We start from the raw sequence: 19,546 nt of genomic DNA, 5'->3' as shown, positions 1-19,546 counted from the left end.
GGGTTCAGCGGATCCAATGCCCTTCACGCCAGTACCAGTTGGGGCCATGCGCTTCCCAATGACCGGGTTCCCAACGCGCGTTGCGCATCACCGGCTGCCAGTGACCGGGCACCCAGCCGTAGCCGCGCCCTTCCCAACGCCAGTGCCCACGGTCCCAGGCGTAGCCCGGGCGCTCCACGGGGATCACTTCCACGCGCTCCGGTGGCGGCGCCTGGCGAATGATGATTTCGGGCTGGGCAAACACAGGGGTACTGACAAACGCGGCAAGGGCCAGCGGAGCCAGCCAGGCAAAACGCAATTTGGCCAGGGTTCTCATGGCAACTCCTTCATGCTGCCCGCGAAAGTGTGGGTGGCTGATGGGTTGAACGGCGGGTGGTGGAAAATCCGTCGCCACGGCGCGCAATTATTTCCGGGCCGTTATTAAAGGACAGTGGACGCGGGCAGTATTGCCCAGGGAATGGCGGGGCTTGATGAAATGTTTGAAAGCTTCGCGACGGATTTATGCGGGTGGCGGCGTTGAAGGATTAACGCTGATCAACCCAAGAGGAAACACCATGTACCGCCGACTTTACATGCTGGTTGCCGCACTGCTGATCGTCAGCCTCAGTGGCTGCGTGATCCTGCCGGAACACCGCCATTGCTGCTGGCGCTATTACGGCGCGCTCGATACGCCGACCCACACCGTCAACGGCTAACCCACCACAGCAAACCCGCGACGCCCGGCCTGGATCTCGGTACGCAACTCGCCAATCAGGTTTGAGATGGAACGGATGCTGTCCAAACCTTCGGGGGACACACCAGTCAGCAGCAGGTCGACCCGGCCGGACACCGGTTCGAAGATGTTGATGCGCAACGAGCCGTCGCTGTTCACGGTGCAAACGCACTCCAGCGGCAGAAAGCCGGAGGCCATGATGCTATTGAATTCATCGAATGAAATCATGATATGTCCCCTTCCCTGGACCTCACCCAGTAGTTGTGATGGAAACAGAGTAGATGAGGTTTTGCGAGGCATGTGGCTATTCGTGGAAAAGTGTTAGCCATGCCTCATTTCGTGTCGGAAACGTCGATTGGCTGGCGCCAGAAAACCCTTCACGCAACCTCTCGTCTGCTGTTGCGGCGAGCACTTGACTCCGTGCGTCGATCAAAAGAGGCTCTTGGCTTTTCGCCATCATCTTGAGCAGCCCACCATGAGCATCGACCCACCGAGCCAGCCCGACAGTGATGTGTACAAGACCTTGCTGGAGTCGACCAAAGCCATCCCCTGGCGCATCGACTGGCAGACCATGACCTTCAGCTATATCGGCCCGCAGATCGAGGCGTTGCTGGGCTGGACCCCGCAAAGCTGGATCAGCGTCGACGATTGGGTCGAGCGCATGCACCCGGACGATCGCGAATACGTGGTGAATTTCTGCGTATCGCAATCCCGCGCCGGGGTGGACCATGAGGCGGATTACCGGGCGCTGACCGTGAAAGGCGACTACGTATGGATTCGCGACGTGGTGCATGTGGTGCGCAAGGACGGCGAGGTCGAGGCGCTGATCGGTTTCATGTTCGACATCAGCGAGCGCAAGAAGACCGAAGAACACTTGGTGCGCCTGCAAAAACAACTCGAGGAATATTCCTACCAGGACGGCCTGACCGGCATCGCCAACCGGCGCATGTTCGACACCGTGCTGGAACGGGAATGGGCCAGCGCCCAGCGCAGCCAGTTGCCCCTGTCGTTGATCATTCTGGATATCGATTTCTTCAAGCAGTACAACGACCACTACGGGCATATCAAGGGTGACGAGTGCTTGCGCCAAGTCGCGCATACCCTGTCACGGGCGGCCAACCGGCCACGGGATTTCATTGCACGCATAGGCGGCGAAGAATTTGTGTGGCTGCTGCCGGAAACCGATGCGGCGTCGGCCCGGCAAGTGGCGCAACGCTGCCTGCATCTGATCCGTCAGCAGCAGATCGTACATGATTTTTCGGCGGTATCGAGCCTGCTGACCTTGAGCCTGGGCGTCGGCACCCGAATGGTAAAACCCGATAGCCCGATGCTGGAGTTTGTCGAAGAAGTCGACAAATTGCTGTACCAGGCCAAACGCAATGGGCGGATGCGTGCAGAGTTCGCCGAAGGTGAAGTTTGACGCTTTGGTCAAATGACAGGCAAAAAAAATCCCAAGTAGCTGATGGAAACTTGGGATTTAAAAATGCATAAACCGTGGGAGGTGAACGCCCGGCTATAGTACCGATTGGAAAAAGCTGTAACAAGATTATTTTTATCCTTTCGTCGGATTAAAAGTGTTGTAAGTCATTCAATAACCACACCTTTTTTAAGGTGGCGAGGTATATAAATGCCACTTTTTGGTGCAACTACCCCTTATATTTCCCTGTATAAGAAAGGGTTATTGAATTAAGGCGGCGTCACACTTTTCGATATACGCCCGTTCAATCGTTCGCAAGTGTCTCGGGTTTCAGGGTTATCGGGCAGTACCGAACGCGCCACACTTTCCACCTGCCGGCAGAGTGCCAAACGCTGGTTGGCGGCTTCCCGCGCGCGATCTACCTGAGCGTTCAGCCAAACAAAATAAACTCCCAGCAAGACCGCGACGCAGAGCACGCCGAACACAAAGTAGCGAAAGCTGTTGGAGGATGACGGCTCGGGTGGACGCATGGCCTTACTGCGCCCTGCTCTTCTCGTAACGGACGTCGTCGCCCTCGACCTGTCCTGTCCGCGTCCAGCCCAGGCGTCGATAAAACCCGTTGGCACGGATTTCGTCGCGCCCGTCGGTCATCAGGAACAACGTGGCATGGTGTTCAAACAACGCAGCTTCGGCCACCGCCATGAGTTGACGGCCAAGGCCCAGGTTCTCATGGGTCGGTAACACGAACAGCGCGAACACCTCGCCCGTGGCCAGGTCGACCATGCTGAAGGCCGCGGGCTGGCCATCCACGTCGGCGATCCATGCGCAGGGCGCTTCGCGGATGCTATCGGCCAGTACCTGCGGCGTGATGCCCAAGTCGGCCATTTGCTCGACACTCAAGTGGTTTTGCACCACTGAAGTGCGGATGTCGAACAGCGTATCGACATCGTCCTGCGTCGCTGCGCGGATTAGCGTTTGCATACTGGCCTCCCTGATAAAGGACGCAATTGTATGCAAATAGAAACACAGTGAATGTCGTGGATTTGTAAAGCGCCCTATACCGCCTCGCCATGCTGCTGGCGACGGAACTGCCCCGGCGTCACCCCATGCGCTTTGCGGAAACAACGGGAAAAGTACGCGTCATCGGTAAACCCGCATCGGTGCGCGATGGTGCCAATCAATTGCGCACTGTTGAGCAACAAGGTGCGCGCCAACTGCAGGCGACGGTCGAGCACCAGTTGGGAAAAGGGTTTGCCGGTTTCCTTGCGCAACAGGTGGGTGAGGTAATTGGGTGACAGGAACGCAGCGGCGGCCGTGTCAGTAAGGTTGAGGCTCGGCTCGTGCAGATGCTCGCGGATGTAGCCCTGCACGCGCGCCAATGCATCCTTGCGCCCGCGCCGCGTGGCATGGTTGGCGGCGAGGGCTTGCAGGGGCTCGGCGTACTGTTCGCAGACCAGGCCGATGAGCTGGAACAGGTAACCCTTGAGCCGTTCACGGGCGCCGAAGGTGCGGTGGGCGTCCAGCTCGCGCATATGCGCGAGCCAGGTTTTCACTTGGTCGAACGCCGCGTCGTCAAGGACGAAATCCAACTGTTCCTGAAAGCGAAACGGTGAGAGTTCGGGGGCTTGCCCGATGGGGATATCTTCGAGGTCCAACGGATCGCAGGTCAGCTGCGGCAGGAGAAACGCCTGGCTGAAGTTGATCAACATGAACTCGCCGTCCTCGGGATGGGGAATCACGTGCAACCGATGGGGCAGGATGAACGCCAGGGCCTTGTGCGGAAACGGCCGCACCGCGCCGCCGATATGCTGCACGGTGTCGCCGCCGAGGTTGATCTGGATCTGGAAATACTCATGGCGATGCGGACGGGTCAGCGCCGCCCTTCCGCGCTTGTCACGGATATAGAAGTCAGGGCGGTCGCTGCGCTGTGCCATGCCGTAGGTGGTGATGCGGGTGCCGGGCATAAGGGTCTCTCGGGTGGCCTGGGCACCACTGTAGCCTCAACCCTGGCCGAGGGTGAAACGCAACTCACCGATACCGTCGATACCGGCAGTGACCACATCCCCCGGCTGCAAAGCCCCGACGCCCGCAGGCGTACCGGTGAAGATCAGGTCGCCGGCCTTCAGCGCGACGGATCTGGAGGCATGGCTGACCACCTCGCTGACAGACCAGATCTGGTCGGCAAGGTCGCCCACCTGCCGTTGTTCGCCATTGACCTCGAGCCAGATTCTGCCGCTGGACGGGTGCCCAACCGCGCTCACTGGATGCAACGCGGTGCTTGGCGCGGATTCATCAAAGGCCTTGGCCCATTCCCACGGGCGCGAGAGCTTTTTCGCCTGGGCCTGCAGGTCGCGGCGCGTCAGGTCGATGCCGACGCCATACCCCCAGATGTGGGAAAACGCCTGTTCCGGGCTGATATCCACGCCGTCCTTGCCGATGGCCACCACCAGCTCCACTTCATGGTGCAGGTCGGCGGTCAATGGCGGATACGCGATCACGCCTTCAGCCGGGACTACCGCGTCAGCGGGCTTCATGAAAAAGAATGGCGGTTCACGCTCCGGGTCATGGCCCATCTCGCGCGCATGTTCGCTGTAGTTACGACCCACGCAGAACACACGGCGCAGCGGGAAGCGTGCAGCGCTGCTCTGCACAGCCAGCGATGGGGTGGGTGCGGGGGTGAACACGTAATCAGTCATGGCCTGTACCTCTTCGTTTACCTGGCGCCAGTATGGCCAGGGTTGCCGGCACGAAGTTGGACAGGCTTACGCAGATTTTGCACTGGCCGGTGCTTGCACCTGCGGGCGCAGATCCAGCAACCAACGCCAGGCATGGCCGGCGTGTGCATAGCAAGGTCCGCTTTATTTGCGCGCGACTTTATAACGCACGCAATCCTGGTAGAAACCCTGGCGAATCGCCTCGGGCTTGAGCCGTGAACGGCTGTCGTAGGTTTGTTCGGTGATGCCCATGGCCATCATGCGCATCCACGATTTGTTGAATTTCATCGTCTGGATCTTCTGCCGTGCCGCGTACAGCGACACGCCCGACAACTTGAGTTCCTGGGCCCTGGCGGCCGTGCCAGCGCCCCAACTGCACATGTACTTGTCACCCTCGCGCAGCTCCCGTGCCTGCACGGCAGCCGCGCCGCCGGCCAGGGAGCAGGCGATCAGCATGATTCCAACAGTGCGCATTTGCATCCCCACCTAACCACCTGAAAATAAAAGCGATTCTGGCGAGGATTTGATCACAGGGGGGCCATTAAATTGCCTTATTGCGCAATGTTTCAGCTGGCTGCCACAGCGCGCAGCGAGGCCGCTGACCGTTCTTCACTTCACCACTGGTAGGTCGCACTCGCCTGCACAGTGCGCTGCGAGCCGTACCAGCACCACGAATAGGAGTAGCAGGAAGCGACATACTCTTTGTTCGCGAGGTTGGTGGCGTTGAGCGCCAGGCGCAGGTTGTCCTTCAGGCTGGTGATGTTCGGGATGTCGTAGTGCACGGCCGCATCGAACAAGGTGTAGCCCGGGACCTTCAGGGTATTGGCGGTATCACCCCAGGAGGACCCGACATAACGTGCGCCCGCGCCCGCGCCAAAGCCCTTGAGGTGGCCGTCGTGGAAGGTGTAGTCGGCCCACGCCGAGGCGGTGTGGCGGGGTACCGCGTAAGTGCTGGTGCCTTCGGCGGCAATGGCCGGGCCTACGCCAATGTCGCTGATGGGCGCATAACGCACGGTGTTGTTGGACTTGCTGATGCGGTTGTCCAGGTAGGCGTAGGCCGCAGTGATATCGAGGTTATCGTTGAGGCTGGCCTTGCCTTCCAGCTCAAAGCCACGCGATTGCACTTCACCGTCCTGGCTCTGGCAGCGCCCGGTGCCACACAGGTGGGTAGGATCCGGGTCGGTGGTCAGCACGTTGGTCTGGCGCAGGTCGAAGATCGCCGCGGTGATAAAGCTGTTGCTGCCCGGTGGCTGGTACTTGATGCCGATTTCATACTGCTTGCCTTCGGTCGGCTTGAACACCGAACCGCCGTAACCGGTCCCCGATTGCGGGTTGAAGGACTCCGCGTAGCTGGCATACGGCGCCAGCCCATTATCAAAGAGGTAGACCAGGCCGATACGCCCGGTAAACGCCTTGCTGTCCAGGGACGACTTGCTCTTGACGCCGCTGCTGATGGTCTGGGTGCTGTTATCGGTGCTGGCCCAGTCATAGCGACCGCCCAGCAGTAGCACCCACTTGTCCCACTTCATCTGTTCCTGCAGGTACACGCCGGTCTGCTCGCTGCGCGATGTACCGTCGGTGGTGTAGGCCGGCACCGGGACTGCCGCGCCGTAGACCGGATCGAAAATATCCAGGGTCGGGCCTGCGGTATACACGCCCGAACCCGATTTGGTGTCGGTGCTGTTGTTCTGGTAGTCGAGCCCCATCAACAAGGTGTGCTGCAAGGGGCCGGTATCGAATTTGGCCTGCAGTTGGTTGTCGAGGGTGTAGGCATCCATGTCGACATCGCTGGCGATGGTCGAGCGGCGGATGGTGCGGTAGTCCGTCAGCAGGTAGTTGTTGTAGAGGCTACGATACTGGCCTTCGCTGCGCAGGTAGCGCGCATTCTGGCGCACCGTCCATACATCATCGAAGTGATGTTCGAAGGCCCAGCCGATCGAGTAATACTCGCGGTCGCTTTTCTCGAAGTTCTTTTCGCCATCATAGAAATCCACATCGATGCTGCGCCCGGTCGGGCTGTGCAGCACCGAACCCCAGGCCGGCACCGAGCCGTAGGACGCGCCTTTGGGGTCCTTCTGGAAATGCCCCAGCAATGTCAGCGAGGTGGCATCGTCCGGGCGCCAGGTAAAGGCGCTGGACAGCGACTGGCGGCGCGTCTCGGTGTGCTCTACCTGGCCATCCGCATCGTCGAAAAGCCCCGCGACACGGTAGGAATACACGCCCTGGTCATCCAGCGGGCCGCTCAAGTCGAAGGTGGTGCGCTTCTTGTTGAAGGTGCCGTATTCCACACCCACTTCATGAAACGGTGTGTCCAGCGGGCGCTTGCTGACCATGTTGATCACCCCGCTCGGCGTGCCCTGCCCGTACAGCACCGACGCCGGGCCGCGCAGCACTTCCACGCGCTCCAGGTCGAAGGCGTCTTTCTGCGGCAAGGCATCACGGCTCGACGGCATGCGCAGGCCATCGAGGTAGGTCGCCGGGGCGAAACCGCGGATGGTCAACTGATCGAGACGCGACGCCGTGGCACCACGGGTTTCCGGGATGACGGCGGCGCTGTAGCGCAGGATCTGGTTGAGACTCTCGGCGTTCTGCGCGCGCATCTGGTCTTTGGTGACGATGGAAATCGACTGCGGGGTTTCGATCAGCGCGGTGTCGGTCTTGGTGCCCGACAAACTGCGCGTGGCCACATAGCCGGCGACCGGCCCGGTCGGGCTTTCGGCCTGGTACGCGCCGCTGATGGTGGTGGCCTGCAGCTCCATGGCGCCACCGTTATCCGGGATGGCTTCCAGACGGTAGCGGTCGCCGGAGATCTTCAGCGCTTGCAGGCCGCTGCCGGCGAGCAATTGGTTCAGCGCCACGTCAGTGTCGTATTGCCCACTCAGCCCCTTGCTGCGCTTGCCTCGGGTCAAGCTTGCATCGAAGGCCAGCACCAGGCCCGCCTGCTCGGCCAGGCTATTGAGTGCCTGGCTCAAGTCACCGGCAGGAATCGAGAAGCGGCGCACAGCGCTGCTGCTCTCTTCGGCATAGGAGGACTGGACAGTCAGTAACGGCACGGCGGCAAAAGCCATCGCCACCGACAAGGTCAGTGGATGCAAGGGACGAGCAAGGCGCGACATGGGAAATCCTGCGTAATGGAGGTTCTATTAACCATGACGGCCATGTCGGGAAATCGGGCAAGGATGAGAGCGATTTTTATTTGAGAAGCAATGCTGCAATCAGGTTTGTCGTTTTTTTGTGTAGCCCTTCGGGTTGGTTTCTCACGGTTTTTCCCCCTGTGTAGTCGGCCTTTTCTGAATTTCCCAACCGTTCATCCAGGCGCTTTTTGCTGCGGCATGCTCCGACGCCTTGCCCTTTTGCCGAGACGTCACGGATGACCCACGCTGCCCACATTGCCCTGATCGAACATGAACTGAATGGCTTTCATCAGAGCCTGGCGATTTATCGCCAGCAGATGGGCGCGTGGTATTCGCGTGCGCTGGATTCAGTGAGCCATGGGCTGGACATGCCGTCGCTGCTGGGGATGGACCGGGTGTTGCGGGTAGGCGATTCGCAGCGCTCGGTGAGCCTTTCGGATGCTGACTTTTCCACCATAGCCCAGTGCCCGATGGGCGGCGAGCTGAAGATCGAGAGCCTGTTCGAGTCGGTGTATGACGTGCCGATCGGCGATATCCCGGTCGAGGTCATCGGCCTGGATGACGGCAGCTCCACCGTGATCATGCTGGATGAACAGGGTAAGGGTTCGCACCACTGCGCAGCGGGTGGGCGCTATCAAGTGCGGGTGCAGGGTGGCGTATCCGAGGAACAGGTCGACGCGTTGTTTGCCTCTTACTCCGGGCTGACCGGAGACCTGGAGCAATGGCTTCGGGAGCAATGGTCAGGCTTTAAACCGCACTGGGAACGTTCAACCGTCAGTGCGATTGGCAGCGGCGTGTTGGCGGGCAGTTGGGCGGCGATTCGCGATGTATGGGACAGCATCAAGCTGGTGCAGGCGATGCTTGAAGACCCGCTGACGTTCGTCGAACAACTGGGGGCCGAAGCAGCCAAGTTGGCACAGATCGCCACCGACGCACCCAAGGTCATGGAACAGGCGATGTTACTCGCCAGTGATGAGGCGGCGCTGTACCTGATGCTGCGCACGGCGATGATCTGGCTGGACGCATTGCCGCCCAGCGAGATTGCCGAAGTGGCGGCTGGGTTTCTGGTGTCGCTGCTGGTTGACCTGGTGATTGGCGCAGTGTTGACCATCGCCTTGCCGGCGGCGGGTGTGGCGTATTTGAGCTTGCGGTTGATCAAGTATGGGGCGCGGATTCTTGATGCGGCGGTGGGCTTTGTTAAGGGTCTTTTGGCGATTCTGACCAAGTTCATGCAGGCGGTGGATCGCTACAAGGCGGTGGCGGTTCGCGGGGTGGTCGGCGGGCTCAAGCAAGGCACGATGCAGATGCGCTGGAAGGCGCGGCAGAACGCGGTGCTGAAGCAGAAAGAGCATGTGGATGACGTGCCAGCTGTTGCGAAAAATCCGGCTGGGGATGCGGCTGCATCTTCGGACAAGACCGCTACCAACGGCTGCCCGGTGTCGATGGTCACGGGCGAAGAACTGCTGACCCTCACCGATGGGGCGCTGGACGGGTTTCTGCCGTTTGAGTGGACACGGTTGTACCGCACCAGTGCGGTGGAAGTGGATTGTGGGTTGGGGTTTGGCTGGAGTCACTCGCTGGCGCATCGGCTGGTGGTTGAGGGTGATTCGGTGGTGTGGACCGATCATGAAAACCGCTCGACCACCCTGCCCTTGCCTTCCGTTTCTCGTCCAGCAATCACCAATAGCCTGGCTGAAGCGGCGATCTATTTAGGGTCGTTGCCCGATGAACTGGTGCTGGCTCAGGCGTCACGTTTCTACCACTTCCGCGACGGTGTGCTAACGGCGATCAGCGATGCGTATGACAACCGGCTGCGTATTTGTCGGGATGTTTTGGGGCGTATCGAGCGGTTGGATAACGGCGTGGGGCGTTCGCTGTTGTTGCACTATGCGTCGGGCCGGATCGTGGCGGTGGACTACCAGATTCAGCGCATCGTGGATGAGGGGCCGTATGTTTGGGTGACGGAACAGACCGTTGTTTCCTACACCTATGATGACCTCGGACGACTGATTTCGGCGACCAACGCAGTCGGCGAAAGCGAGGTTTATCGGTACGACCAACAGCACGTGATTCTTGAACGCGGCTTGGCCGGTGGGGCGAGTTTCTTCTGGGAGTGGGAACGGTCTGGCAAGGCGGCGCGGTGTGTGCGGCATTGGGCCAGTTTTTCGCAGATGGACACGCGCTATGCCTGGGATGACAACGGGCAGGTCAGGGTGTTTAACGCCGATGGCAGCCAGGAAGTCTACGTGCATGACCAGCGGGCGCGGCTGGTGCAGCGTGTGGATCCTGACGGGGCCGAGCACTTCAAGTCCTACGATGACAAAGGCCGGCTGACGGTTGAGCAGGACCCTCTCGGGGCGATCACGGCCTACCAGTACGACGAAGCCGGGCGTCTGGTGGCGTTGTTTCCGGGGGATGATGAGCCGACGACCTACGAGCATGACAATGGATTCGTACGGGTGGTGCGGCGTGGTGAAGCCGTCTGGAAGTATGAGCGCAATGATCAGGGCGATGTCACTCGTAAGACCGATCCTGATGGTCACGCTACGGACTACAGCTACAACAAATATGGGCAGCTGATTGGGGTTTGTTACCCGGATCACAGTTGTCAGCGGCTGGTGTGGAATGAGCGTGGGCAGTTGCTTGAGGAGCAGTTGCCGAATGGTGGGATCAAGCGTTATCGCTATGACGATCTGGGGCGACAAATTGCGCGTGAGGATGAGCATGGGGCGCTGACCCAGTATCAGTGGGACAGCGTGGGTCGGTTGACTCGTGTAGTGCTGCCAGGCGGCGCGCACAGAGAATACAGCTACAACGCTTACGGAAAAATCACCTCCGAACGCGATGAACTGGGGCACGTCACCCGCTACGAGTACGCGGACGGTTTGCACCTGATCAGCCGCCGCATCAACGCCGATGGTAGCCAAGTCAACTACCGCTACGACAACGTCCGACTGCTGCTGACCGAGATTGAAAACGAGGTCGGCGAAACCTATCGACTTCAGTACCACAGCAACGGCCTTATCCAGCAGGAAACCGGGTTTGACGGCCAGCGCACGGCCTACGTGTATGACCTTAACGGCAACCTGAGTGAGAAAACCGAACACGGCGATGACGGCAGTCGGCTGGTTACCCGCTACGAGCGCGACCATGCCGGTCGACTCGTAAGAAAAACACTGCCTGATGGTGGTGCTGTCGACTATGGCTACGACCGCCAAGGCAATCTCCTAAGCGTCGAAGACGGCCACTGGGCGCTGGCCTACGAATACGACACCCAAAACCGCCTCACCGCCGAACACCAGGGCTGGGGCACCCTGCGCTACGGCTACGACGCCTGCGGCCAACTGCATAACCTGCGCCTGCCGGACAACAACCGCCTCACCTTCAATCACGACAAAGGCGGTCACCTCGCCACCGTCGAACTGAACGGCGCAGTACTCACCTCACACCTGTTCAACGCCGGCCGCGAACAGCAACGCCAACAAGGCCAACTGCTCAGCACTTACCAACACGACCACCAGGGACGCCTGTTCAACCAGAGCATCAACGACGCCGAAGGCCCGGTGTACCGCCGCCACTACGACTACGACAAATCCGGCAACCTCACCCGCCTGCTCGACACCCGCAAAGGCGACCACCGCTACCACTACGACCCACTCAACCGCCTCACCCGCGCCGACCACACCCAAGGCGAGCAGGAACGCTTCGGCCACGACCCCGCCGGCAACCTGCTCATGCAAGACCGTCCCGGCCCCGACATCGTCGCCGGCAACCGCCTGATGATCCAAGGCGACCACCATTACGACTACGACGCCTACGGCAACCTGATCCGCGAACGCCGCGGCAAAGGCCATCAACTCGTCACCGAATACCGCTACGACTGCCAGCACCGCCTGATCGGCATTAAAACGCCCAACGGCCAGACCGCCAGCTACCGCTATGACCCGTTTGGGCGGCGTATCAGCAAAACCGTTGATGGCATTACGACCGAGTTCTTCTGGCAAGGCGACACACTCATCGCCGAACACCACGAAAACCGCCACCACAGCTACCTTTATGAACCCGACACCTTCCGTCCACTTGCCTTACTGGACGGTTTTGGTCCAAAGGAAACCAAGCCCTACCACTACCAACTCGACCACCTGGGCACCCCACAAGAACTCACCGACCCCGACGGCGAAATCGTCTGGTCCGCGCATTACCGCGCCTACGGCGAAATCAGCCGCCTCGACATCGGAAAAATCGACAACCCGCTGCGCTTCCAGGGCCAGTACTTTGATCAAGAAAGCGGACTGCACTACAACCGCCATCGCTACTACAATCCGGAGGTTGGTCGATACCTGACGCCGGATCCGGTGAAGCTGGCGGGTGGGATCAATGCGTACCAGTACGTACCTAATCCTACGGGATGGGTTGATCCGTTAGGGTTAAGCTCATGCCCAGGCGGAGACGGATGCAAGCCGCAGTCAAAGGTAGAAAGCCAAACTGAACACGTGAAGGTTGATGAACAAGCGCCTTCACCGCCATCATCACGGCGAAAGCAGAGCTATTTATATCGCGGAGACTCAAGAGAGCCAGATGAAATATTTGAAAAGGGATTTGAAAGCAGAGGGACGAGTACAGATCTGTACCTGCACGCCTTAAACAACGCTAGTCCTCCTAGCAATTACGTCCCTACTTCAACCTCAAGGAAGCAGGCATTGGTATTTGCGTCAAGTTATGGATTTGAAGAAGGGTTTCTCTACACGCTTAAAAAAATTCCTGGAAGAGACGTAAACAAAGAACTGGGACCACGCTCCAAACACAAAAACGAAGCAGAAATAGCAATTCCTGGACGTATAGACTCTAAAGACATACTTGGTGCCTCACCAGTCAATGAAGATGGCACTTTCAAGGGATACACTATATTGAACCCTAATAGGGAGCACCCATGAAATCTCGGGAAATCACCATCCTCAAAAATGGCACACGTGAAAACGCAGTGGTCGAATACGAAGGGGGCAAGCCAACCCTTAATCTACTGTTAAGTAACGGGGTGCGAAAAACCTATACAGCACTGGATCTGTACGACAGCTTCGGTCTGTTGAGAGCAGATTTAAAAGACATTAAATTCTTATGCAAGGGTGCCAAAATCAATGTTCATACATCTGGAATGTCCTCCCAGATGTCAAATGGGCTTGTCGCTTACGAACTGACGATGGGACAACCAGATGGTGAACTTGTACATATTTTTTCCTACGAAGAACACGATCTCACCAACGACATACAGGAGCAGCATGACTTTTGTCTACGCTGGGCAAAATCGGTACAAGAGTAAGTTTAGCGCAGAACCACATTAACTGATAAGACCATCACCGTTATTGCCGGCAAAGCCCACCTCTGTGGCGAGCGAGCTTGCTCGCGTTGGGCCGCGAAGCGGCCCCAATCCGCTCACCGCCACCGCGCTATCTCTACGAATCCAACACCTTCCGTCCACTTGGCTTGCTGGAAGGCTTCGGCCCAAAGGAAACCAAGGCCTACCACTACCAACTCGACCACCTGGGCACGCCGCAGGAACTCACCACCCCGGATGGCGAAATCGTCTGGTCTGCCCATTACCGCGCCTACGGCGAAATCACCCGACTAGACATAGGAAAAATCGACAACCCACTGCGCTTCCAAGGCCAGTACTTCGATCAAGAAAGCGGACTGCACTACAACCGCCATCGTTACTACAATCCAGATGTTGGTCGGTACCTGACGCCGGATCCGGTGAAGCTGGCGGGCGGGATCAATGCCTACCAGTACGTGCCTAATCCCACAGGCTGGATAGACCCCTTGGGTCTGAGTTCCAAAGATATAAACTGCCCTGAAGGACCGTATAGCGTAATAGTCCCAGGAGGGGGTTTACGTGCGCATGAGGCGGCCGGAGGCCACTTAATACAAAAGCATATAGGTAGAACTGATCAACAGTTGCTGAATCGTCTGAGGCAAGAACCACATATCCCAGCAGCCTCTACGTTCCACGACCGCGCAACAGCGGAGCGGGAAATATCAACGGTGATAGATGAGAACCAAGATAAAATTGATAACTTTCTAAAAGGCGAACAAAATCAAGCTGTTATTATTCAAGAAACCAAAGGACCTGTAGGCACCTGTTTTAGAAAAAATACTACAACAGCTGTTCCCGGAACGGAAATTTACCTAATTATCCGCAGAAGCCCTAATATGCACACCGGCTATCGAATTCACACTGGATATCCTAACCCATGAACCAAGACTATCCCGAACTACAGCAATTTCTCGCAGCGTACTTCAATCAAGACTGGGTTGACGACCATGAAACAGCAAACGACGTTATTGATTTATTCATATCAGAATCAAATTTAGAAACAAAAACAAAAGTACAACTGGAACTAGACAAACTAATACTCAGCAAAAAGACAGAACAAGAACTTAAAGATTATCTATTTGAAGACATCGGCTGCTACTATTACTACTGCAACGAATGGAAAGACGGACGAACATGGCTCAAGCATATTGCATCAGCTCTAAAACACTCAAAACTATAAAAACAAAGTAAAAATCCACAAGGCTACCTCGATGAAATTAACCAACTTACTGGCGAGGGAATGGTGACTGGAACCTTAGGAGTGCTAGCACCGAATACCTATATCGCGGAGACGACAAAACTCCAGACCATGTCTTTCAATATGGATTCAAAAGCAAGGGAGATAGCAATGACTTATACTTGCACGCACCCGACAGCAACGATCCTCCGAGCAATTTCATAAGTACCTCTCCATCGAAAATTACCGCGATCGATTTTGCGACTAGATATGGAACACGAAAAGGATTTCTTTACGTATTGAAAAAAATCCCTGGTCGAGACGTAAACAAAGAGCTTGGAAAATTAGCACCTTTTGACAACGAGGCAGAAATTGCCATACAAAGTAAAATTGACACAGAAAATATATCGGGCGCAACCCCTATGAGGCGAGACGGGGGGGCTACGTGGGCTATTCAATTCCGAACCCGAACAGGAAAGTAAAATGAAAACAAAAAAAGTCAAAGCAATAATAAATAACGTAGAACAATACGTTACGTTTCAATATGACTCTTCACATATAAAACTTAAATTCTCCGAGGCAGATAATTTCGGAAAAACATATACCGCAGACGACATGTATCTTTGCCTAGCCAAAATCAGAATTGATTTTCCTCATATAAAATTTCTTTGCAAAGGCGCCAAGATAAATGTAAGGCCTTCAAGTATGGCCTCACAAATGAGCGGAGGAATGGTTGCATATGAGTTAACACTTGGAAAACGCACAACACGCGAAGATTTGGTTCATATATTTGACCATGAGGAGTACAACCTGACAAACGACCCACGGGAACAACAAAAATTTTATGAAGAATGGATAGTGTCTATAGGTGCCAACAGACCTGAGCCCTTAGGCTCGAACGACGACACAGACTGATTCTTAGCGGGTGATTTTGGGCTGCTTCGCAGCCCAACGCAGGGCAAGCCTGCTCGCCACAGAAAAGCTTCGAAAGACAACAAAGGGGGCTCACCAACCTTCCTTGAGCATGCGCAACTCAAGATGCTGCAACAGCATGATGGTCTTCCCATCCACAATCTCGCCGTTTTGCACCATTGCCAAAGCCTCATCGAACCCCAGCTCCAGTACTTCGATATCCTCGCCCTCCTCTTCCAATCCACCACCGTTGCTCACCTGGTCGTCAGGCTGGTACTCCCCCATGAAAAAGTGAATCCGCTCGGTCACCGAGCCTGGGCTCATGAACGCTGCGTAGATTTTCTCGACATGGCCGACGCGATAGCCGGTCTCTTCCTCGGCCTCCAGGCGAATGCGTTCTTCGGGGCTGGCGTTATCAAGCAACCCGGCCGCCGCTTCGATGAGGTAGCCATGGTAATCGTTGACGAACGTCGGCATGCGAAACTGGCGAATCAGCAACACCGTACGCTGCGCGCGGTTGTACAGCAGGATGGTCGCGCCGTTGCCGCGGTCGTAAACCTCGCGGGTCTGGGCTTGCCAGCTGCCGTCGCGGCGGCGCAGGTCGAAGCTGTACTTTTTCAGCAGGTACCAGTTTTTCGAAAGGGTCTCTTCAGCGGTAATGCGCACGGGGCTGTCAGCCATGGTCGTTTTCTCAAGAAAGGGAATGTGTCTGTTTGATGCGATCCCAGGCAGCGGCGACTTCTTCTGCGCTGCTTGCCTTGATCCGCGCCAGATTACGCGGATATTCAACCCCGGGATTTTCCGTAAACCGCGTAGCGGTGAATTGGCCGTTGCTCGCGCGCAGGATGTAACCGGTGTCTTCACACTGCGCCGATGCCAGGTACACCACCCCCGGCGTCACCCACTCCGGTTTGAGTTCATCCGGCTCTTCAGTCACGCCCCACATGCGCGTCTTCGCCACCGGCGAGATCGCATTGACTTTGACGCCCGCCTCCAACCCCTCATGGCTCAACGCATTCATGATCCCCAGTTGGGCCATCTTGCCGGCGCTGTAGGCCACCAGGCCGGTTTGCTCGTACTGCGCGTACATGGCGCGGTCGGAGGTGGTGAGGATGATGCGCGGCGCGGGTGAACGCAGCAGGTGCGGCCAGGCGTGCTTGCACAGCCACAGCGGGGCGTAGAGGTTGATGTCCATGGCACGTTGCAGGAACGTGGCGTCGAGGTCGGTGATGTTCTGGTAACCCACCCAGCCGGCGTTGTGAATCAGGATATCGAGTTGGCCAAAGGCCTCGAGGGTGTACGCAACCAACTGCCGGCAGCCCTCGTTCGTGGACAAGTCGCCGCCGTGACCGATCACGTTCAAGCCTTCGGCCTGCAACGCCTTTGCCGCCGCCTGGACGACCGTTGCATCGCTGCCTGCGCCCGCGCTGTCGGCGCCGATATCGCTGATCACCACCCGTGCACCGCCCTGGGCCAGTGCCCGTGCGTAACAGAGCCCCAACCCGCGTGCGCCGCCGGTGACGATTGCGGTCTTGCCTATGAAATCCATGTGCTTGCTCTCCTGTTCGGCGGCCCACCCTAACAATCTCTGCACGTTTTGTTCAATGCAGTAACACTTTGTAAGAAACACCCATGGGCGGCTGTCGAATTAATTCCTGCCTGCCCAGGCCATCTGGTAAAACCCCTGCTTCACCTTTTTCCTGGAACCTTCATGTCCTCTCGTTTTTTCTCGCGCCTGAGCCTGCGCTGGTTTCCCATGCTGTGCATGGCGTTGTTGATCGTCGGCCTTCCGGTGGGATGCGCCGTGCTGCAACACAAGGAGCGTGAGCTGGTGTTTCGCATCGAGCCGGGCACCGCCAGTTGGTACAGCGGCTTGCCCAAAGCGGTGCAGGAGTTCGAACTCAAGCCCGCCAGTTTCAAATCGGGACAGAACATTCATGGCTGGTGGTACCCGGCGGACAACAAGGACGCGCCTGCCATCCTCTACCTGCACGGCGTGCGCTGGAACCTGACCGGGCAACTGTTTCGCATCGAGCAACTGCACGCCCTGGGCTATTCGGTGCTGGCCATCGACTATCGCGGCTTCGGCCAGAGCCACGGCGAGCTGCCGTCGGAAACCACCGTGTACGAAGATGCGCGCATCGCCTGGGAGCGTTTCCAGGTGCTGCAACCCGATCCGCAAAAACGCCTGATCTATGGGCACTCCCTGGGCGGCGCGGTGGCCATCGACCTGGCTGCCGAACTGGGCAAGCAGACACCGCTGCCGGTGCGCGGGCTGGTGATCGAATCGACCTTTACCTCGCTGGCGGATGTGGCGACGGCCGTGGCGAATACCTCGTTGCCGGTGCGCTGGCTACTGTCGCAGAAATTCGATTCCATCGACAAGATTGCCGACATCCACATGCCACTGCTGGTGGTGCATGGCCTCGACGACCGCTACGTACCGCCGCGCTTCAGCCAAGCATTGTTTGAAGCCGCCCAGGAACCCAAGCGGCTGTTGTTGGTGCCCGGCGCCAGCCATAACAACAGCATGAGCCTGGCGGGTCGCAGTTATGGCCAGGCGCTGGACAAACTGATGCAAGCGAAGATGCCGGCGCAGGTTGTCACGCACTCCACAGGCCGCGACGGCGACTCATAAAATCGCTTTTCGGCACTGGGTTAGCGCTTGCCTGTCAAGCGCAAACCCTGCCCATGCTGGGCCAAAGCGGAAGTTGATCAAATATTGATCTTGGCTTAAATCGCCAACCCTGCCGGGGCTTCGCAAAGTTATCCACAGAGATACCCACGGTTTTCGTGGACAACTCTTTTTATTTTTTACGTTTTTTTTGCTCCGTGAATGCTTTCTGGAAATGTACCCGGCAACAAAATCTCGCGATTCACATCGCGTATATCGTTATAGCCACACAGCGCCATGGTCACGTCCAACTCACGGGCGATGATCTCAAGCGCCTTGGTGACGCCCGCCTCGCCCATCGCGCCCAGACCGTACAAATGCGGCCGGCCGATCAGGGTGCCTTTCGCACCCAACGCCATCGCCTTGAGCACGTCCTGGCCGGACCGAATGCCGCCATCCAGCCACACCTCGATACGCTCGCCCACCGCCTCCACAATCGCCGGCAGTTGGCTGATGCTCGACGGTGCGCCATCCAGTTGCCGCCCCCCGTGATTGCTCACCACCAAGGCATCGGCACCGGCGTTCGCGGCCAGGCGGGCGTCTTCCACATCGAGGATGCCCTTGATGATCAGTTTGCCGCCCCAGCACTTCTTGATCCATTCCACATCGTCCCAGCTCAGGCGCGGGTCGAACTGCTGGGCCGTCCAGGAAGACAGCGAACTCATGTCGGCGACGCCTTTTACATGCCCGACGATATTGCCAAAGCCACGGCGTTTGGTGCCGAGCATCCCCATTACCCAGCGCGGCTTGGTGGCCATGTTGAGGATATTCGGCAGGGTCAGTTTGGGCGGCGCCGACAGGCCGTTGATCAAGTCCTTGTGGCGTTGCCCGAGGATCTGCAAATCGAGGGTCAGCACCAACGCATCCACACCGGCCGCCTTGGCGCGCTCGATCAATTGCTCGATGAAGGCGCGGTCGCGCATCACATACAACTGGAACCAGAATGGCGTGCCGACGTGTTCGGCGATGTCTTCCAGGGAACAGATGCTCATGGTCGACAGGGTATAGCGCAGGCCAAACGCGGCAGCGGCGCGGGCGGTGAGAATCTCGCCATCGGCGTGCTGCATGCCGGCCAATCCGGTAGGTGCCAGGGCCACCGGCATGGCCATCTCCTGGCCGATCATGGTGGCGCGGATCGAACGCTGATCGATATTGCGCGCGACCCTTTGGCGGAATTGGATGCTGGCGAAATCGCTTTCATTGGCCCGGTAAGTGCTCTCAGTCCAGGAGCCGGAATCGGCGTAGTCATAGAACATGCGTGGGACACGTTTTTGCGCGAGCTTGCGTAAGTCTTCGATGGTTGTGATCAACGATATCTAGGTCACCTCTCCCTGAACTGAATGCTGAGAGTAACCGCCCAATGGTCGCACAACAGCCATTGCGTTTAGATCGCGGCACGCTTAATCTCGCACAAACCCGCAAAAAAGCGCACAAC

17 protein-coding genes and 2 pseudogenes are annotated in these 19,546 nt (G+C 57.8%); 9 read left to right on the top strand and 10 right to left on the bottom strand.

Going from position 1 to position 19,546, the window contains the following annotated elements:
* Positions 1 to 4: 4 nt before the first annotated feature.
* Positions 5 to 316: a YXWGXW repeat-containing protein gene (locus BM70_RS0119440; RefSeq protein WP_025857527.1), complete on the bottom strand. Its 312-nt coding sequence runs from the start codon at positions 314 to 316 to the stop codon at positions 5 to 7.
* Between the two features lie 238 nt (positions 317 to 554).
* Here BM70_RS0119440 and BM70_RS33360 point away from each other — a divergent pair, with 238 nt between their 5' ends.
* On the top strand, positions 555 to 695 hold the full coding sequence (locus BM70_RS33360) for a hypothetical protein (RefSeq protein WP_177326568.1): 141 nt from the start codon (positions 555 to 557) through the stop codon (positions 693 to 695).
* On the opposite strand, the gene BM70_RS0119430 is transcribed toward BM70_RS33360, so the two are convergent.
* Positions 692 to 940: a DUF1652 domain-containing protein gene (locus tag BM70_RS0119430; RefSeq protein ID WP_025857526.1), complete on the bottom strand. Its 249-nt coding sequence runs from the start codon at positions 938 to 940 to the stop codon at positions 692 to 694. The two genes, BM70_RS33360 and BM70_RS0119430, sit on opposite strands and share 4 nt — an antisense overlap.
* A 247-nt stretch (positions 941 to 1,187) precedes the next feature.
* Here BM70_RS0119430 and BM70_RS0119425 point away from each other — a divergent pair, with 247 nt between their 5' ends.
* Positions 1,188 to 2,132 carry a diguanylate cyclase gene (locus BM70_RS0119425; RefSeq protein WP_025857525.1) on the top strand — a complete coding sequence of 315 codons (945 nt, stop codon included), beginning with the start codon at positions 1,188 to 1,190 and terminating at the stop codon, positions 2,130 to 2,132.
* A 531-nt stretch (positions 2,133 to 2,663) separates the two neighbouring features.
* Here BM70_RS0119425 and BM70_RS0119420 read toward each other — a convergent pair.
* The 5 genes from BM70_RS0119420 to BM70_RS0119400 form a co-directional block, all read right to left on the bottom strand.
* The gene (locus BM70_RS0119420) at positions 2,664 to 3,110 is read right to left on the bottom strand and encodes a GNAT family N-acetyltransferase (RefSeq protein ID WP_025857524.1); all 447 of its coding nucleotides are present in this window, start codon (positions 3,108 to 3,110) and stop codon (positions 2,664 to 2,666) included.
* Between the two features lie 74 nt (positions 3,111 to 3,184).
* Positions 3,185 to 4,093, bottom strand: coding sequence for an AraC family transcriptional regulator (locus tag BM70_RS0119415; RefSeq protein WP_025857523.1), 909 nt, complete (start codon positions 4,091 to 4,093; stop codon positions 3,185 to 3,187).
* A 36-nt stretch (positions 4,094 to 4,129) separates the two neighbouring features.
* Positions 4,130 to 4,825, bottom strand: coding sequence for a fumarylacetoacetate hydrolase family protein (locus tag BM70_RS0119410; protein ID WP_025857522.1), 696 nt, complete (start codon positions 4,823 to 4,825; stop codon positions 4,130 to 4,132).
* A gap of 162 nt (positions 4,826 to 4,987) precedes the next feature.
* Complete coding sequence (locus BM70_RS0119405) at positions 4,988 to 5,317, bottom strand: hypothetical protein (protein ID WP_034104451.1); 330 nt, start codon at positions 5,315 to 5,317, stop codon at positions 4,988 to 4,990.
* 140 nt (positions 5,318 to 5,457) lie between these two features.
* Positions 5,458 to 7,959, bottom strand: a complete 2,502-nt coding sequence (locus BM70_RS0119400) for a TonB-dependent siderophore receptor (protein WP_025857520.1) — start codon at positions 7,957 to 7,959, stop codon at positions 5,458 to 5,460.
* A 254-nt stretch (positions 7,960 to 8,213) separates the two neighbouring features.
* Here BM70_RS0119400 and BM70_RS0119395 point away from each other — a divergent pair, with 254 nt between their 5' ends.
* From BM70_RS0119395 to BM70_RS32565, 6 genes and pseudogenes are all read left to right on the top strand, one after another.
* Positions 8,214 to 12,911 carry an RHS repeat-associated core domain-containing protein gene (locus tag BM70_RS0119395; RefSeq protein WP_025857519.1) on the top strand — a complete coding sequence of 1,566 codons (4,698 nt, stop codon included), beginning with the start codon at positions 8,214 to 8,216 and terminating at the stop codon, positions 12,909 to 12,911.
* Positions 12,908 to 13,294 carry a hypothetical protein gene (locus tag BM70_RS0119390; protein ID WP_025857518.1) on the top strand — a complete coding sequence of 129 codons (387 nt, stop codon included), beginning with the start codon at positions 12,908 to 12,910 and terminating at the stop codon, positions 13,292 to 13,294. Before BM70_RS0119395 ends, BM70_RS0119390 begins: the two co-directional genes overlap by 4 nt.
* A gap of 128 nt (positions 13,295 to 13,422) precedes the next feature.
* A pseudogene (locus BM70_RS32570) lies at positions 13,423 to 14,229 on the top strand (RHS repeat-associated core domain-containing protein); the annotation flags it as partial.
* Positions 14,226 to 14,528 carry a contact-dependent growth inhibition system immunity protein gene (locus tag BM70_RS0119375; protein WP_025857517.1) on the top strand — a complete coding sequence of 101 codons (303 nt, stop codon included), beginning with the start codon at positions 14,226 to 14,228 and terminating at the stop codon, positions 14,526 to 14,528. The pseudogene BM70_RS32570 and the gene BM70_RS0119375, both read left to right, overlap by 4 nt.
* Positions 14,529 to 14,683: 155 nt before the next feature.
* Positions 14,684 to 15,007, top strand: a pseudogene (locus BM70_RS33960) (hypothetical protein); the annotation flags it as partial.
* A 1-nt stretch (position 15,008) separates the two neighbouring features.
* Entirely contained in the window at positions 15,009 to 15,440 is a 432-nt protein-coding gene (locus tag BM70_RS32565) for a hypothetical protein (RefSeq protein ID WP_081782100.1), read from the top strand.
* Positions 15,441 to 15,530: 90 nt separating this feature from the next.
* Here BM70_RS32565 and BM70_RS0119370 read toward each other — a convergent pair whose 3' ends face one another.
* A complete protein-coding gene (locus tag BM70_RS0119370; RefSeq protein WP_025857516.1) occupies positions 15,531 to 16,118 on the bottom strand; it encodes an NUDIX domain-containing protein in 588 nt (195 codons plus the stop codon).
* Positions 16,119 to 16,128: 10 nt separating this feature from the next.
* A complete protein-coding gene (locus BM70_RS0119365) occupies positions 16,129 to 16,986 on the bottom strand; it encodes an SDR family NAD(P)-dependent oxidoreductase (protein WP_025857515.1) in 858 nt (285 codons plus the stop codon).
* 162 nt (positions 16,987 to 17,148) lie between these two features.
* Between BM70_RS0119365 and BM70_RS0119360 the strand changes: the two genes are divergently transcribed.
* Complete coding sequence (locus BM70_RS0119360) at positions 17,149 to 18,075, top strand: alpha/beta hydrolase (protein ID WP_025857514.1); 927 nt, start codon at positions 17,149 to 17,151, stop codon at positions 18,073 to 18,075.
* Between the two features lie 176 nt (positions 18,076 to 18,251).
* On the opposite strand, the gene BM70_RS0119355 is transcribed toward BM70_RS0119360, so the two are convergent.
* Complete coding sequence (locus BM70_RS0119355) at positions 18,252 to 19,427, bottom strand: alpha-hydroxy acid oxidase (protein ID WP_025857513.1); 1,176 nt, start codon at positions 19,425 to 19,427, stop codon at positions 18,252 to 18,254.
* Positions 19,428 to 19,546 lie beyond the last annotated feature (119 nt).

Origin of the sequence: Pseudomonas sp. CHM02 (assembly GCF_000612585.1) — a bacterium.
Lineage (GTDB): Bacteria > Pseudomonadota > Gammaproteobacteria > Pseudomonadales > Pseudomonadaceae > Aquipseudomonas.
The sequence above is the reverse complement of the archived record's forward strand: the minus strand, read 5'-3'. Positions and strand labels throughout refer to the sequence as shown.